At 72.6% G+C, this 14,944-nt stretch carries 13 protein-coding genes; 6 read left to right on the plus strand and 7 right to left on the minus strand.

The features are described from left to right. Positions 1-12 precede the first annotated feature (12 nt). Positions 13-942 carry an NAD(P)-dependent oxidoreductase gene (locus ACRAKH_RS15245; protein WP_380723789.1) on the plus strand — a complete coding sequence of 310 codons (930 nt, stop codon included), beginning with the start codon at positions 13-15 and terminating at the stop codon, positions 940-942. Here ACRAKH_RS15245 and ACRAKH_RS15250 read toward each other — a convergent pair. From ACRAKH_RS15250 to bdeA, 6 genes are all read right to left on the minus strand, one after another. After that, positions 895-1,239 (minus strand): DUF742 domain-containing protein, encoded by a 345-nt coding sequence (locus ACRAKH_RS15250; protein ID WP_380723788.1) that lies wholly within the window; start codon positions 1,237-1,239, stop codon positions 895-897. The genes ACRAKH_RS15245 and ACRAKH_RS15250 overlap by 48 nt on opposite strands. Positions 1,240-1,732: 493 nt before the next feature. After that, the gene (gene ispH, locus ACRAKH_RS15255) at positions 1,733-2,653 is read right to left on the minus strand and encodes a 4-hydroxy-3-methylbut-2-enyl diphosphate reductase (RefSeq protein WP_380723813.1); all 921 of its coding nucleotides are present in this window, start codon (positions 2,651-2,653) and stop codon (positions 1,733-1,735) included. A gap of 345 nt (positions 2,654-2,998) precedes the next feature. After that, positions 2,999-4,039 (minus strand): family 2 encapsulin nanocompartment cargo protein polyprenyl transferase, encoded by a 1,041-nt coding sequence (locus ACRAKH_RS15260; RefSeq protein ID WP_380723787.1) that lies wholly within the window; start codon positions 4,037-4,039, stop codon positions 2,999-3,001. A gap of 86 nt (positions 4,040-4,125) precedes the next feature. Then, positions 4,126-5,535, minus strand: a complete 1,410-nt coding sequence (locus ACRAKH_RS15265; protein ID WP_380723786.1) for a family 2B encapsulin nanocompartment shell protein — start codon at positions 5,533-5,535, stop codon at positions 4,126-4,128. A gap of 27 nt (positions 5,536-5,562) precedes the next feature. Then, the gene (locus tag ACRAKH_RS15270; protein WP_380723785.1) at positions 5,563-6,969 is read right to left on the minus strand and encodes a family 2B encapsulin nanocompartment shell protein; all 1,407 of its coding nucleotides are present in this window, start codon (positions 6,967-6,969) and stop codon (positions 5,563-5,565) included. Positions 6,970-7,394: 425 nt separating this feature from the next. Then, the gene (gene bdeA, locus ACRAKH_RS15275; RefSeq protein ID WP_380723784.1) at positions 7,395-8,258 is read right to left on the minus strand and encodes a bis(hydroxyethyl) terephthalate hydrolase; all 864 of its coding nucleotides are present in this window, start codon (positions 8,256-8,258) and stop codon (positions 7,395-7,397) included. 169 nt (positions 8,259-8,427) lie between these two features. Here bdeA and ACRAKH_RS15280 point away from each other — a divergent pair, with 169 nt between their 5' ends. The 5 genes from ACRAKH_RS15280 to ACRAKH_RS15300 all read left to right on the plus strand — a co-directional run bounded on the left by ACRAKH_RS15280 (position 8,428) and on the right by ACRAKH_RS15300 (position 13,638). Then, the gene (locus tag ACRAKH_RS15280; RefSeq protein WP_447009892.1) at positions 8,428-10,920 is read left to right on the plus strand and encodes a LuxR C-terminal-related transcriptional regulator; all 2,493 of its coding nucleotides are present in this window, start codon (positions 8,428-8,430) and stop codon (positions 10,918-10,920) included. Positions 10,921-10,952: 32 nt separating this feature from the next. Continuing rightward, entirely contained in the window at positions 10,953-11,369 is a 417-nt protein-coding gene (locus tag ACRAKH_RS15285; RefSeq protein WP_380726445.1) for an acyl-CoA thioesterase, read from the plus strand. Then, positions 11,366-12,460, plus strand: a complete 1,095-nt coding sequence (locus tag ACRAKH_RS15290; protein WP_380726443.1) for a zinc-binding dehydrogenase — start codon at positions 11,366-11,368, stop codon at positions 12,458-12,460. The genes ACRAKH_RS15285 and ACRAKH_RS15290 overlap by 4 nt, the downstream gene beginning before the upstream one ends. 86 nt (positions 12,461-12,546) lie before the next feature. Further along, positions 12,547-13,362: a cyclase family protein gene (locus ACRAKH_RS15295; RefSeq protein WP_380726441.1), complete on the plus strand. Its 816-nt coding sequence runs from the start codon at positions 12,547-12,549 to the stop codon at positions 13,360-13,362. Positions 13,363-13,428: 66 nt separating this feature from the next. Next, positions 13,429-13,638 carry a DUF2795 domain-containing protein gene (locus tag ACRAKH_RS15300; protein ID WP_380726439.1) on the plus strand — a complete coding sequence of 70 codons (210 nt, stop codon included), beginning with the start codon at positions 13,429-13,431 and terminating at the stop codon, positions 13,636-13,638. A gap of 10 nt (positions 13,639-13,648) precedes the next feature. Here ACRAKH_RS15300 and ACRAKH_RS15305 read toward each other — a convergent pair whose 3' ends face one another. Continuing rightward, the gene (locus tag ACRAKH_RS15305; protein ID WP_380726437.1) at positions 13,649-14,860 is read right to left on the minus strand and encodes a serine/threonine-protein kinase; all 1,212 of its coding nucleotides are present in this window, start codon (positions 14,858-14,860) and stop codon (positions 13,649-13,651) included. Between the last annotated feature and the right edge of the window lie 84 nt (positions 14,861-14,944).

A 14,944-nucleotide genomic window follows, 5' to 3' on the forward strand; every position in this document is an offset into this window, starting at 1 on the left:
CGGGCAACCGTCGTGCCGTTCAAGGAGGTCGTGGTGGAGGTCGGTTTCATCGGGCTCGGCATCATGGGTCAGCCGATGGCGCTCAACCTGGCGCGGTCCGGCACGCCGCTCGTGGTGTGGAACCGCTCGCCGCACCGGTGCGAGCCGCTGCGGGAGGCCGGCGCGCGGGTCGCGGCGTCGGCCGAGGACGTGTTCGCCGCCGCCGACGTGGTGATCCTCATGCTCGCGAACCAGGGCGCGATCGACGCCGTCCTCGGCCGCGGCACGGACCGGTTCGCGCTCAACGTCGCCGGCCGCACCGTCGTGCACATGGGCACGACCTCGCCGGAGTTCTCGCACGCCCTGGGCGTCGACGTCCGGGCCGCGGGCGGCGACTACGTGGAGGCGCCCGTCTCGGGCTCGCGCGGTCCGGCCGAGGCGGGGGAGCTGGTCGCCATGCTCGCCGGCGACGCCGAGGCCGTGGACCGGGTCCGCGACGTGATCGCGCCGATGTGCGCGGACGTCGTCGTGTGCGGCGCGACGCCCGGCGCCCTGTTGATGAAGCTCGCCGTGAACCTGTTCCTGATCACCATGACCACCGGCCTGGCCGAGGCGTTCCACTTCGCCGAGCGGCACGGCCTGGACCGGCGGACCCTGGTCGACGTGCTGGACGCCGGGCCGATGGCGAGCAAGGTGTCCCGCGCCAAGGCCGCGAAGCTCCTCGCCGACGACTTCGACGCGCAGGCCGCGGCGCGGGACGTGCTGATGAACAACCACCTGATCGCCGGTGCGGCGAGGGCCGCCGGGATCGCCTCACCGCTGCTGGACGTGTGCCGGGCGCTGTTCGCGCGCACCGTCGAACTCGGGCACGGCGGCGAGGACATGGCGGCCGTGCTGCACGCGATCAGGGAACGCTCAGATGTGGCGCAGCCCGACGAGGACGCGTTCCATCAACTCCAGTGACGGCCTTCCCCGGTCGTCCACCGCTTCGTCCTCGTGCACGTTGATCAGGCTCATGTCCGACATGTCCGCCAACAGCACGCGCACCACTCCGAGCGGCAATCGCAACGTCGCCGCGACTTCCGCGACGGAATGCGGATTGCGGCACAGGTCGCTGATGATGCGGTGTTCCGCGGTCGACGTCAGGGCGTCTCTCGCCGCCCTTTCGTTCGTCGTCACGATCGTCTCGATGGCCAGCGTCGTCGCGGAACGCGTACGGCCGCCGGTTCTGGTGTAGGGGCGCACCCGGAGGGTCGACACACCAGCTCCTCAAAGCGGTCGGCGTAGATCTGGGTCGTACGGGTCAGGGGTGGCTGACGCCGCTAGACCCTAGGGGGCCTCACCCCTCCTGTCTCGGTTTTCCCGCCATGTGGGACGGCTTGCGTGTCGTGGCGACGGTCTGTGTCCGCCCGCTTCCGGGCGGTGCACGACCGGGCGCGCAGGCATCGGATGATCGGTCCGCTCACCGTCCGTTCGCCCGTTGTTCGCCTTCCGGATCGCCTGGGACAGGTCGCCCCAGGCGTCCGCCGGGGATCTACCCGATGGGTGTGGGATTAGCGATCACGCTTACCTCGCAGAACACGTGGGAGATTCGAGGTGTTCTGGCGGTGAGCTCACCACCGAGTGGCTTGTGGCCGGAACCGACGCTAGTGAGAAGTGAAGCGCTCTCACAACGGTTGTTGACCAAGGTTTGAGGTTCGCGATTTCCCGCGCACCGCAACGGAAACGTCCGGACGGCGATTCCCGGTGGTGATCAGCGCGCCCGGACGGCGGCGGGAAGGGTGAAGTGGATCGTCTCCCTGGTCGTCTCGCGGACCTGCACGTCCCACGCGCCCAACGCCTCGATCACCTCGTCCACGAGGTGCGGCGGCGCGGACGCCCCCGCGCTCACCCCGACGATCCGCGCGCCGTCCAGCCACTCCGGGCGGATGCCCGACACGTCGTCGATCAGGTGCGCCGGCGTGCCGATCCGGCGCGCCAGCTCCACCAGCCGCACCGAGTTGGACGAGTTGGCCGACCCGACCACCAGCACCAGGTCCGAGTCGTTCGCGACCTCCCGCACCGCGTCCTGCCGGTTCGTCGTGGCGTAGCAGATGTCCGCCGCCGACGGCCCCCTCAACGCCGGGAACCGCGCCCGCAACGCGGCCAGCACCTCGGTCGTCTCGTCCACCGCGAGCGTCGTCTGCGTCAGGTAGGACACCCGCGACGGGTCCGGCACCTCCAGCGCCGCCACGTCCGCGACGCTCTCCACCAGCACGATCCGGTCCGGCGCCTCGCCCAGCGTGCCGTCGACCTCCTCGTGCCCGGCGTGCCCGATCAGCACCACCGTGTCGCCCCGGGCCACGTACCTCTTCGCCTCCGCGTGCACCTTGGTCACCAGCGGGCACGTCGCGTCCACCACGTCCAGCCCGCGCCGCGCGGCCTCCTCCCGCACCGCGGGCGACACGCCGTGCGCCGAGAACACCACCGTGGCGCCGTCCGGCACCGCGTCCAGCTCGTCCACGAACACCGCGCCCCGAGCCTCCAACGCCGCCACCACGTGCGTGTTGTGGACGATCTGCTTGCGCACGTAAACCGGGCCGCCGCGCTGTTCGAGGAGGCGGTCGACGATGTCGATCGCCCGCTCCACCCCCGCGCAGAACGACCGCGGCGACGCCAACAGCACCACCGGCAGGACTGTTGTGAATTGCGCTGTGTTGGATGGCGCCGCCTCCGGCGTCGCGGGCTCGGTCGCCTGGAAGTCGGTCGTTCGCGCCTGATTTTCCGGCGATCGAAGGGCGTGATCGCCGGAAAATGAGTCGCGAACGACCGACGCGACCTCGCGTGGTGGGTGCGGTGTGGGCATCGGTGGCTCCAGGTGGCGCGAGGTCGGGGTGGGTGCGAGGTGGGTGTGGACGCGGGCGGGCGGAGCGTTGGGCGGAGTGGCGTGGAGGCGGGTCGGGCCGGTGAGGGTGGGGCGTTGGGCGGGTGGGGCGGTGAGGCGGAGTGGGTGAGGTGGAGTGGGTGAGGTGGAGTGGGGTTAGTGGTCTCGGCGGGTGGCTAGGCGGGCTACCGCGTCCAGTTCGCCGGCTGCGCGGTCGGTCGGTTCGGCCGCTCGCAGGTGGGCCCGTGCGCCGGTCAGGAGGTCGTCCGCGCGGCCCTGGCTCCACGCCCTCGCGCCCGACACCTCGATCAACTCCGCCGCGCGGGCCAGTTCGGGGTCGGTGAGCCGGCGGTCTGCGTGGTAGAGCGCGTCGAGTTCTCGGGCGGCCGGTGTGCCGGACGTCAGCGCGGCCACCACGGGCAGCGACTTCTTGCGGTTGCGCAGGTCCGAGTACACCGGCTTGCCGGTCACCTCCGGGTCGCCCCAGATGCCGAGCAGGTCGTCCACGAACTGGAACGCCAACCCGACCTGCTCGCCGAACGACCGCAGGTGCTCCACCTGCTCGTCCCGGCCGCCGCCGAACAACGCGCCCAACGCGCACGACGCGCCGAGCAGCGACCCCGTCTTGCACTCCGCCATCCGCACGCACTCCGCCAGCGGCACGTCCGCGCGCTCCTCGAACGCCAGGTCCGCGCTCTGCCCGTCCAGCAGCCGCTGCACCGCGCCGGACAGCACCCGGATCGCCTGCTGCGCCTGGGCGTTCCCGCTGCCCGCGACCACGTCCAGCGCCGACGTCAGCAGCGCGTCGCCGGCGAGGATCGCCGCGTTCACGCCGAACACGTGCCACGCGGTCGGCCGGTGCCGCCGGGTCTTGTCGCCGTCCATCACGTCGTCGTGCAGCAACGAGAAGTTGTGCACCAGCTCCACCGCCACGGCGGCCGGCAGCGCGGCGTCGACCTCGCCGCCCACCGCCTGCGCCCCCAGCAGCACGAGCGCGGGCCGGATCGCCTTGCCGGGGTCCGCGCCGGTCGGACTGCCGTGCTCGTCCCACCACCCGAAGTGGTACCCGGCGATCACCCGCATCGACTCGGGCAGCCGGTCCACCGCCGTCCGCAGCGCCCGGTCCACCTCGGCACGGCTCCAGCTCAGCACCTCGCGCGCGGACCGGTGCGCGACGGTCACGTCCAGGTCGGTCATGGCCACACTTCCTCTAGGGGGGACGGCGGGCGCGGTGGACGGGCAGCCGGACGGCGGTGGCCCGGCTGCCGTCGACCTCCCGGGGGTCAGGACCGACCGATCTCCACGTGCTCCAGGATGCCGAGCGCGTCGGGCACGAGCACCGCCACCGAGTAGTAGGCGCTGACGAGGTAGGACGCGATCGCCTTGTCGTTGATGCCCATGAACCGGGCGTTCAGGCTCGGCTGCACCTCGTCCGGGATGCCGGGCTGGTGCAGCCCGATCACGCCGTTGTCCTGCTCGCCGACCCGCATGGCGAGGATCGAGCTGGTGGCGTTCGGCGAGATCGGGATCTTGTCGGACGGCAGCAGCGGCACGCCGCGCCAGGTGGTGACGCGCGTGCCGTCGATGGTGTCCGTGCCGGGGTAGAGGCCGCGCTTGCTCGCCTCCCGGCCGAACGCCGCGATGGTGCGCGGGTGGGCCAGCATGAACGCGGTCTTGCGCCGACGGGACAGCAGCTCGTCCAGGTCGTCCGGCGTGGGCGGGCCGGTGCGGGTGTGGATGCGCTGCTTCAGGTCGGCGTTGTGGAGCAGGCCGATGCGGCGGTTGTTGATCATCTCGTGCTCCTGCCGCTCGCGCAGGGCCTCGATGGTCAGCCGCAACTGCTGCTCGGTCTGGTTCATCGGGTGGTTGTAGAGGTCGGCGACCCGGGTGTGCACGCGCAGGACGGTCTGCGCGACCTCCAGCTCGTACTCCCGCGGCGCCAGTTCGTAGTCCACGAACGTGGCCGGCAGGTCCGGCTTGCCCTCGTGGCCGGAGGCGATCTCGATCTCCGCCTCGCCGTGCTTGTTCTGCGGCTTGCGGGTGGCGCGCACGGCGGCCTCGATGTGCGCCCGCAGCACGTCGCCCTGCCCGTTCAGCTCGCGCACCGACCGCCACGGCAGCACCAGGGCGATCACCGGGGTCACCGCCTTGACGGTGAACTCCCACTCGGTCTCGCCGCCGACGAGCACCTCGTCGCCGAAGTGGTCGCCGTCGGCGAGGGTGTCGAGCACGGTCTGGTCGCCGTACTCGCCGCGGCCGATCTTGTTCACCTTGCCGTGGGCGATGAGGAAGACCTCCTCGGCCCGGCCGCCCGCCTCGACCACCACGTCGCCGGGCCCGAACTCGCGCTGCACGAACCGGTTCGCGAGCGCGTTCAGCACGTCGTCGTCCGGGAAGTCGCGCAGCACGGCCAGTTCCCGCAGCTCCTGCGGGATGACGCGGATGTCGGCGCCGGTGCTGGTGAAGCTCACGCGGCCGTCGCCGAGCGCGTAGTTGAGACGTCGGTTGACCCGGTAGGTGCCCGCCTGGGTGGTCACCCACGGCAGCTTGCGCAGCAGCCAGCGCGGCGAGATGCCCTGCATCTGCGGGGTGGACTTGGTGGTGCTGGCCAGGTTCCGCGCGCCGGCGGTGCTGAGGCTCTGCCGCTGGTGCTCGGTCTCGTCGGGGACGAGACCGGGGTCGGTCACGGTCACTTCAGGTGCCCAATCTGGTCGCGGGTACTAGTCTTCACGGCCGATTTCGACGTGCTCGAGCACGCCGACGGCGTCCGGGACGAGGATCGCGGCGGAGTAGTAGGCGCTGACGAGGTAGGAGATGATCGCCTTCTCGTCGATGCCCATGAACCGCACCGACAGGCCGGGCTGGTACTCGTCGGGCAGACCCGTCTGGTGCAGGCCGATGACGCCCTGGTTCTGCTCGCCCGCGCGCAGCAGCAGGATCGAGCTCGTGCGGGTCTTGCTGACCCCGATCTTGTTGCACGGCAGGATCGGCACGCCGCGCCACGCGGGCACGTGGTGGCCGTTCAGGTCGACCGTGGACGGGTAGATGCCGCGCTTGTTGCACTCGCGGCCGATCGCCGCGATCACCCGCGGGTGGGCCAGGAATGCCGTCGGCTCCTTCCACACCGTGGCCAGCAGGTCGTCCAGGTCGTCCGGGGTCGGCGGGCCGGAACGGGTGTGGATGCGCTGCTTCAGGTCGGCGCTGTGCAGGAGGCCGAAATCGCGGTTGTTCACCATTTCGTGTTCCTGGCGCTCGCGCAGCGCCTCGATGGTGAGCCGCAACTGCTGCTCGACCTGGTCCATCGGCTGGTTGTAGAGGTCGGCGACGCGGCTGTGCACGCGCAGCACGGTCTGCGCGACGCTGAGTTCGAGTTCGCGCGGCGCGAGCTCGTAGTCCACGAACGTGGCCGGCAGGTCCGGCTCACCCTCGTGGCCGGAGGCGATCTCGATCTCCGCCTCGCCGTAGGCGTTGGCCCGGCCGCCGCCCGACGCGAACGCGCGCTGGATGTGCGCGCGCAGGGCGCCCGCCTCGCCGTTGAGCTGTTCGAAGACGTCCCACGGGAGGACGAGCGCGATCACCGGGGTGACCGCCTTGAAGGTGCACTCCCACTCGCCCTGCGGGCCGGCCAGCACCTGGCCGCCGAAGTGCTCCCCGTCGGCCAGCGTGCCGAGGACGGTCTGGTCGCCGTACTCGCCGCGGCCGATCATGTTGACCTTGCCGTGCGCGATGAGGAAGACCGTGTCCTGCGGGCGGCCCGCCTCGACGAGCACCGAGCCGGGCTCGTACTCGCGCTGCTCGAAGCGGTCCGCGAGCGCGGTCAGCGCCTCGACGTCCTCGAATCCCCGCAGCAGCGACAGCTCCCCGAGCTCCTGCGGCACGACGCGGACGTCCGCGCCGATGTTGGTGAACGTCAGCCGCCCGTCGCCGACGGCGTAGCTGAGCCTGCGGTTGACCCGGAACGCGCCGCCCTTCGCCTCGACCCAGGGCAGCACCTTGAGCAGCCACCGGGACGTGATGCCCTGCATCTGGGGCACGGACTTGGTCGTGGTCGCGAGGTTCCTCGCCGCCGCCGTGCCCAGGCTCAGCCGAGGTCGCTCGCTGTCCAAGTCCGCATCGGTCACAGTCACCGCGCACACCGCCAATCGGATTTCGTTCACTGGTCCGGAACGACGGTAGTAACTCCGAATGCGCTAAGGGAAGCGGCCGATGTGAGTACACCCCGGCGGGTCAATTCGGGTGGTGACGGGCACTCACCGTACAGATCTTCCCCGGTGCAAGTATTCAACGGGTGATCTTGGACGACATCCGTGCGGCTATTCGCGGCCGGTGCGAATCATTGACTCGACTGTCGCAGTGTTTTTCACCGGAACGTGTAATTGACGGGGGAGTGCGGTGGCGCGGACGGCTTTGAATGCGAGGTTCCGCGCAAAAGTTCACCCTTACGTGGACATGTCAACGCGGTGTCGACGGCAATGTCGGCACCGCGTTGGTCGGAACGTGGAACGGGCGTGCCGCCGTGAGCCGTCACGGCGACACGCCCGGGACCGGTGGGTCAGACGGAGTGCGGGCAGGTGTCCCGGTACTCCTCGATCAGCGTGCTGCGACCCGGCGCGGGGCACAGGAACTGCTCGTAGCGGGTGTCGTTGTCGATGAACCGCTTGAGCCACGCGATGCTGTACTTCGCGATCGTCGTGTTGGACGAGTTGGGCGCGAAGTGGTCCGCGCCGTTCAGCTCCAGGTACGCCTTGTCCAACGTGGACGGCAGCGACGTGTAGAACGGCTCGGAGTGCGACGACACGGACGCGACCGAGTCGTTCTCGGCGCCGACGACCAGGGTCGGCACCTGGACGCTGCCCCAGGTCTTGTCGGTGTGCCACGCGGTCAGCGGGATCGCCGCCTGCAGGGCGGGGCGACGCTCGGCGGCGCGCAGGGTGCCGCCACCGCCCATCGAGTGACCCATGACGCCCAGCCGGCTCGCGTCGATCCGGCTGCGCACCGAGCTGCTCTGGGTCAGGTAGTCCAGCGCGGCCAGCAGCTGCGACGCCCGGCTGTCGGGCTGGTCGTAGCGGCTGTTGGTGTCGATGGTGAACACGACGAAGCCCTGCGACGCGATGCGCGGGCCGAGCCACGCCATGCTCGACTGGCTCGCCGTGTAGCCGGGGGAGACCGCGATGGCGCCGAACGTGCCCTCGGCGGTGCTGGTCGGGTAGTAGATCGTGCCGCCGCCGAAGCCGGAGACGACGAAGGAGGACACCGTGGTGGAGGCCGTGGCGAAGGGGCCGCGGGACGCCTCGATGCTGGCCGTGGTCGGCGCGGGGCCGCGCCGGTACTCGACCTCGGCGTTCGCCGGCGTCACGCCGACCAACGACAGGGCCAGCGCGGGGATCACTGCGGGGATCAATTTGCGGAGTTGCACGTCGGTGTACACCTCGCTTGGCAGGGAACTTCGGACAGCGATGACCTTGCGCCTCCGGGTGAGCGCTCCGCATCGGTGCAACCACCGGTCCCCCGTGAAAACTAACACTGGTAGATAATTTCGGCCGCACCCCTTCCGCCGGGCCGCGACCACCGGCCAGACTGGCTGCATGCTGCGCGGACGTGAGCGGCAGCGCGTCGCCGTCGACGCGTTGCTCACCCGCGCCCGGGCCGGTCACGGCGGGGCGCTGGTGCTGCGCGGCGGCGCCGGGTCGGGCAAGACCGCGATGCTCGCCGCGGCCCGCCGGTCCGCCACCACGACCGGCCGCGAAGTGCTCCTGTGCGTGGACGACGCCCACCTGCTGGAGGACACCGACTGGCTGGTCGAGCTGGCCGCGGCCGTCGCCGACGAGCCGGTGGCCCTGCTGATCGCCACCGAGGGGGAGCCGCACGGCCTGCCGTGGGTCCGGCTCGACCCCCTCGACCACGCCGACAGCCTCCGCGTGCTGCGCGCGCTCCGCCCAGGCCTGGCGCCCGGCCTCGCCGACGACGTCGCCGACCTGGCCCGCGGCAACCCGCTCGCGCTCACCGAACTGGCCCGCGCGCTCACGTCCCAGCAGCTCGGCGGCACGGCTCCCGCGCCCGACGCGCTGCCCGAGGACAGCTCCCTGCGCGCCCGGTTCCGCGCCCGCTTCCGCGCGCTCCCCGAGCAGGCCCGCTTCGCCGTCGCGCTGAGCGTGGTGGACGACGAGGTCGACGCGGACACCCTGGCCCGCATGCCCGACCTCGACCTGGCCGCCGTGGAGGAGGCGAACGCCCTGCTCGACGGCGGGCCGCTGGTCCGCTCCACGCTGCGCACCGAGCTGCCGCTCGCCCTGCGCTACGCCGCGCACGCCGCCCTGGCCGCGGCGCTGCCGCCCGGCCCCCGCCGCACCTGGCACGAGGCCGCCCGCGCGCCCGGCGTCCGGGACGCGTTCGCCGACCGCCTCGTCGACTCCGCGGCCCGCGCCCGCCGCTGCGGCGACTACCCGGCCGCCGCCCGCGACCACGACCGGGCCGCCGCGCTCACCGCCGACCCGGACGCCAGGGCGCGCCACCTCATCGCCGCCGCCACCGACCACTGGGCGTCCGGGGCGCCGCGCCGGGCCCGCGTCGCGCTGCGCACGGCCGCCCGGCTCACCGACAGCGACGAGCTGCGCGCCCGCGCCGAGCTGCTGCGCGGCGGCATCGACCTGGGCAACGGCCTGCCGGACGTCGCGGTGCGCCGGCTGCTCCAGGCGGCGGGGGAACTCGTCGGCACCCACCGCACGCTGGCGATCACCGCGCTGGGCTTCGCCGGCGAGGCGGCCAGCATCGCGGGCGACCACGCCCGGTACGCCGAGACCGCCGCGTTCGCCGCGCGCCTGCGCCGCCCCGACGAGCCCGACGAAACCCGGATCACGCTCGACCACCTCGCCGGCATGGCCGCCACGTTCGCGGGCCGGCACGACGAGGCGCTGCCCGTGCTGAGGTCGGTGGTGGAGCTGGCCGAACGGGTGCCGCACCCGCAGGCCAAGATCTGGGGCGGCCAGGCCGCTTACACCCTGGGTGACGCCTCCAGGGCGCACGAGCTGGCGACCAGCGCCGTCACCGCGGCGCACGAGCACGGCCTCACCGCGCTCGTGCCGTGGGCGCTGGTCTACCGCGCGCTGTCCGCGATGCTGCTCGACCAGCACTCGGTGGCGATGTCGGCGGCGTTCGAGGGCGTCCACGCGGCCACCGCCATCGGCCAGCACAACGCCGTGGTCGACCACCTGACGATCCTCGCCCTCATCGCGGCGCTGCGCGGCGACACCGAGACGGCCGTGCACCGCATCGACGCCGCCGCCGAGCAGATCGCCGAACGCGGCCTCGGCCGGTCCGGCACGTTCGGCGCGTGGGCGTTCGCCTGCGTGGACCTCGCGCTCGACCGCCCGGCCGACGCCCTGGACCGGCTGCGGCTGATGGCGGCGGGCGCGGGCGGCGTGCACACCGGCATCAAGGTGATGGCCGCGCCGCACGTCGTGGAGGCCGCCGTGGGCTGCGGCCGGCTGTCCACGGCGGATCGGGCGTTGCGCCGGTACGAGAAGTGGGCCGACGCCACCGGCAGCGCGGCCCGCCTCGCGCTGTCGCACCGCTGCCACGGCCTGCTCGCCGACGGCACGGGGGCCGACGAGCACTTCCGCGAGGCGATCCGGCTGCACCGGGCCAGCGGCACCGCGATGGAGCTGGCCAAGACCGAGCTGTTCTACGGCCACCGGCTGCGGCGCGACCGCAAGCCGCGCGCCGCGCGGGAACTCCTGCGCGACGCGATGAAGATCTTCCAGCGCTACGAGGCCGACCGGTGGGTGTCCCGCGCCAGGGCCGAGCTGCGCGCCGCCGGCGAGGCGGTCGGGCCGTCGCAGGCCGACCGGACCGCGGACCGCGCGGCCGACCGGGCCGCCGGGCGCGCCACCGCGGACCCCACCGCCGGGCTGACGCCGCAGCAGGCGCAGATCGCCCGCCTGGTCGCCGAGGGCGCGACCAACCGGGAGGTCGCCGCGCGGCTGTTCCTGAGCCACCGCACCGTCGAGCACCACCTGCGGAACATCTTCGCCAGGCTCGAGGTGCGGTCCCGGGTCGAGCTCACCCGGATGCTCGACTGAACCAGGAGGTCGTGTGGCAATCAGGAGGTCGCGTGCGTGAGGACTACCCGCACTGGCAGCGGATCCCCACCCGGTGGCACGACAACGACGTGTACGGCCACGTCAACAACGTCGTGCACTACGCCTTCATGGACACGGTGATCAACACCTGGTTGATCGCCGAGGGCGGGTTGGACATCCACCGCGGCCAGGCGATCGGGCTGTGCGTCGAGTCCCACTGCAACTACCGCGCGTCCGTGGCGTTCCCCGAGGCGGTCGACGCGGGCCTGCGGATCGGCCACCTCGGCCGTTCCAGCGTCCGCTACGAGCTGGGCTTCTACCCCGAAGGACGGGACGAGGTGGTCGCCGAAGGCCACTTCGTGCACGTCTTCACCGACCGCGGCACCCGCAAGCCGGTGCCGATCCCGACCGAACTGCGTGCCGCGATGGAAGGACTGGTGGTCGCGTGAAGGGCGCCGTGCTGACGGAGGTCGGAGGACCGCTCCAGGTGCTCGACCTCGACCTGGACCCGCCGGGTCCGGGCGAGCTGCTGGTGCGGGTGCGCGCCACCGGGCTGTGCCACTCCGACCTGTCGGTGGTCGACGGCTCGCGCGTCCGGCCGCTGCCGATGGTGCTCGGCCACGAGGCCGCGGGCGAGGTCGTGGAGACGGGGCCCGGCGCGTCGGAGTTCGCCGTCGGCGACCGGGTGGTGCTGTCGTTCGTGCCCGCGTGTGGCGCGTGCCGGCGGTGCGTGTCCGGGCGGCAGGCGCTGTGCGAGCCCGGTGCGGCGGCCAACCGCGAGGGCACGTTGCTGAGCGGCGCACGCCGGCTCCGGCTGCCCGACGGCACGCGGCCGAACCACCACCTGGGCGTGTCCGGGTTCGCCGAGTACGCCGTGGTGTCGGAGAAGTCGGCGACCGCCGTGCCCGCCGACCTGCCGTTCGAGGTCGCGGCCCTGTTCGGGTGCGCGGTGCTCACCGGCGCGGGCGCGGCGTTCCACAGCGCGAACGTGGTGCCGGGGGACCGGGTGGCGGTGTTCGGGCTCGGCGGTGTCGGGCTCGCCGCGCTCCTCGCGGCACGGGCGGCCGGCGCGGCCCAGGTCGTCGCGGTGGACGTGGTGGAGCACAAGCGGGCGCTGGCGCGGAAGCTGGGCGCGACGCACGACGTGGCCGGCGGTCCGGACGCGGTGGCGGCGGTGCGGGACCTGACCGGCGGCGGCGCGGACAAGGTCATCGACACGACCGGGGTCGCGGCCGTGCTGGAGCAGGCGTACCTGGCGACCGCCGCGGGCGGCACGACGGTGACGGTCGGCCTGCCGCACCCCGACCGCACGATCTCGCTCAACGCGTTGAGCCTGGTGGCCGAGGAACGCACCCTGAAGGGCAGCTACCTCGGCTCGTGCGTGCCGCGGCGGGACGTGCCCCGGTTCGTCGACCTCTACCTGGCCGGGCTCCTGCCCGTGCCGGAACTGCTGTCGGGTCGGCTCACCCTCGACGAGGTGAACACCGGGTTCGACCGTTTGGCTTCCGGAGATGCCGTCCGGCAGGTCATCGTCATGTGATCACCCAGCCGGTACCGTTGCCCGGATCGGGTGACGGCTAGGCAGAGGAGTGGTCTTCGGTGCGGAGACGGTCGATGCTCGCGGGTGTGGCGACAGCGGTGGGCGGCATGATCGCGGCGGGCAGCGGGTCGGCCGGCGCGGCCGGGCGGCCCGGCCAACTCGCCCTGTGCGACTACCGGTTGGTGAACCTGGCGCACGTCAACGACCCGGACCGGACGAACGTGTACCCCGGCGACCCGGCGTTCACGCTCACCACCGTCACGACGGTGCCGGAGCACGGGTTCTACCTGCAGTACGTGGAGCAGGGCGAGCACACCGGCACGCACTGGGGCGCGCCCGCCCACTTCAACGACGACCAGCCGTACGCCGACGAGCTGGACGCCGAGGACCTGTTCCTGCCCGCGGTGAAGGTCGACGTGCGGGCGCAGGCCGCCGCGAACGCCGACTACGAGGTGACCGTCGCCGACCTCCAGCGCTGGGAGCAGCGGCACGGCCGCATCCCGAACGAGGCGGCGGTCGTGCTGTGGACCGGGTGGGAGGCCCGCTGGGGCACGCCGGCGTTCTTCAACTTCGACGCCGCCGGCCAGATGCACCAGCCGGGCTTCTCGCTGGAAGCCGTGCAGTGGCTGGTGAACACCGGCCGGCTCGGCCGTCGCGGCGCGCTGGGCACCGACACGTTCAGCCCCGAGCCCGCCACCGACGTCGAGTACCGCGTGTCCAAGCTGCTCTACCGCGAGCACCGGATCAGCCTGGAGATCCTGGCGAACCTGGCGCAGCTGCCCGAGCAGGGCGCGCACATCCTGGTCGGCGGCACGGTCAACCGCCGCGGCTCCGGCTCGCCGGCCAGCATCTACGCGTTCGTGCCCAAGGTGACGGGCCGCTTGCCGCGGGAGGGCCGGTAGTCGCGACGTGTCGGGCCGCCGGCGCCGGGTAACCGGTGGGCTACGTGCCGAGGCGGAAGGATGGCGATGAGCGACACGACGACGGTGAGCAGGTTGCGCAACGTGCTGGGCGACGTGGTCTACCCGGCGGACAAGGGCCAGTTGGTGGACCACGCGTCGCGCAACAACGCGGACGAGGACACCGTCCACGCGTTGCACTCGATCCCGGAGGGACGCTACGAGTCCTTCGACGAGGTGGTCGCGTCGGTCGAGATCGACGAGCGGCGCGACGTCTGACCGCCGCCCGTCACCGGCCGTTCTTGCCGGCCTTGCCGGGGACCTCGTCGGAACCCTTGCCGCGCTTCGGCTTGTCGGCGGCCGGGCCGGCCTGCTCCCGCGTCGAGGCCTCCTGCTCCGGCGTGGCGGGCGGAGGCGTGGTGTCCGCGCCCTGGGGCGTGCCGACGAACCGGGGCTGGACCGGCTCCGGCGACTGGGTCGACGGGACGGGCTCTTCGGGGGCGGCCTGCTGCGTCGCGGTCACGGTCGCGGCCGGCGACGAGGTGGTGGGCCGTTCCTCGGAGATCGCGGCAACCGTGATCGCGAACGCGCCCACCAGCGCGCCCGCCGAGGCCACGAGCCCCTTCCACGGGACGCGCGCGGCACGGGGGAGTTCTTCGGTGGGATCGCCGGTCTCGGGCTCGACGCCCGCGCCGCCGAACAGCGGGGTTCCCGTGCGCAGGGCCGACGCGCAGTCGTGCGCGGTTGGGCGGTCCTGCGGCATGGACGACGTCATCGCCTCCAGCAGTCGGCGGACGTCGGCGGGCAGGTCCTCCGGGACGGCCGGAGCGCGGTGCAGCCGGGCGACCGCTGCCTCGACCTCGGTGCCCTGGTACTCGCGTCGGCCGGTCACGCACTCCAGGAGGACCAGGCCCAGCGCGTAGACGTCGGCCGGGTGGTCGATGTCGGTGCCGAGCACCTGTTCCGGGGCGAGGTACGCGGCGGTGCCCACGAGCTGGTTCGTGCGGGTCAGCCGCGTGGCGCCGGTCAGGTGGGCCAGGCCGAAGTCGGCGAGGTAGGCGTCGCCCTCGTGGTCGAGCAGGATGTTCGACGGCTTCACGTCGCGGTGCACCAGGCCGTGCGCGTGGACGTGCGCCAGCGCGTCGGCCAGCCGGGCGCCGAGCCGGCGCGCCTCGTCGAGGGGCAGCGGGCCGTCGGCGAGCCGGTCGCGCAGGGTCGGGCCTTCGACCAGGCGCAACACGACGAACGGCGTGCGCCCGGTGGTGTCGGCGTCGTAGACGGAGACCAGCGCGGGGTGGGAGAGCCCGGCCAGGACGCGCACCTCGTTGTCGAACCGCTGCGCGCCGGCGGGGTCCAGGCCGGGCAGGAACAGCTTGATGGCGACGTGCCGCTGAAGGACGGTGTCCCAGGCCCGGTGGACCTCGGCCATGCCGCCGATCCCGATGGGTTCGAGGAGCCGGTAGCGGTCGGCCAACACGTTGTCGCTTACCGAGGGTGACACCGCGGTACCTCCGGTCGCGTGAACAGGACGTTCCCGAATGCCCTGACATTGCGCAGCGCAAACAGGGAGTCCTCGCCGAGGTGC

It is taken from the genome of Saccharothrix hoggarensis (assembly GCF_052936025.1).

Bases quoted from the DNA above. Each gene is read 5' to 3' on its own strand.
- ACRAKH_RS15300 (WP_380726439.1), top strand. From the start codon at position 13,429: ATGAGCGACACGACGACGGTGAGCAGGTTGCGCAACGTGCTGGGCGAC.
- ACRAKH_RS15280 (WP_447009892.1), top strand. From the start codon at position 8,428: ATGCTGCGCGGACGTGAGCGGCAGCGCGTCGCCGTCGACGCGTTGCTC.
- ACRAKH_RS15260 (WP_380723787.1), bottom strand. From the start codon at position 4,039: ATGACCGACCTGGACGTGACCGTCGCGCACCGGTCCGCGCGCGAGGTG.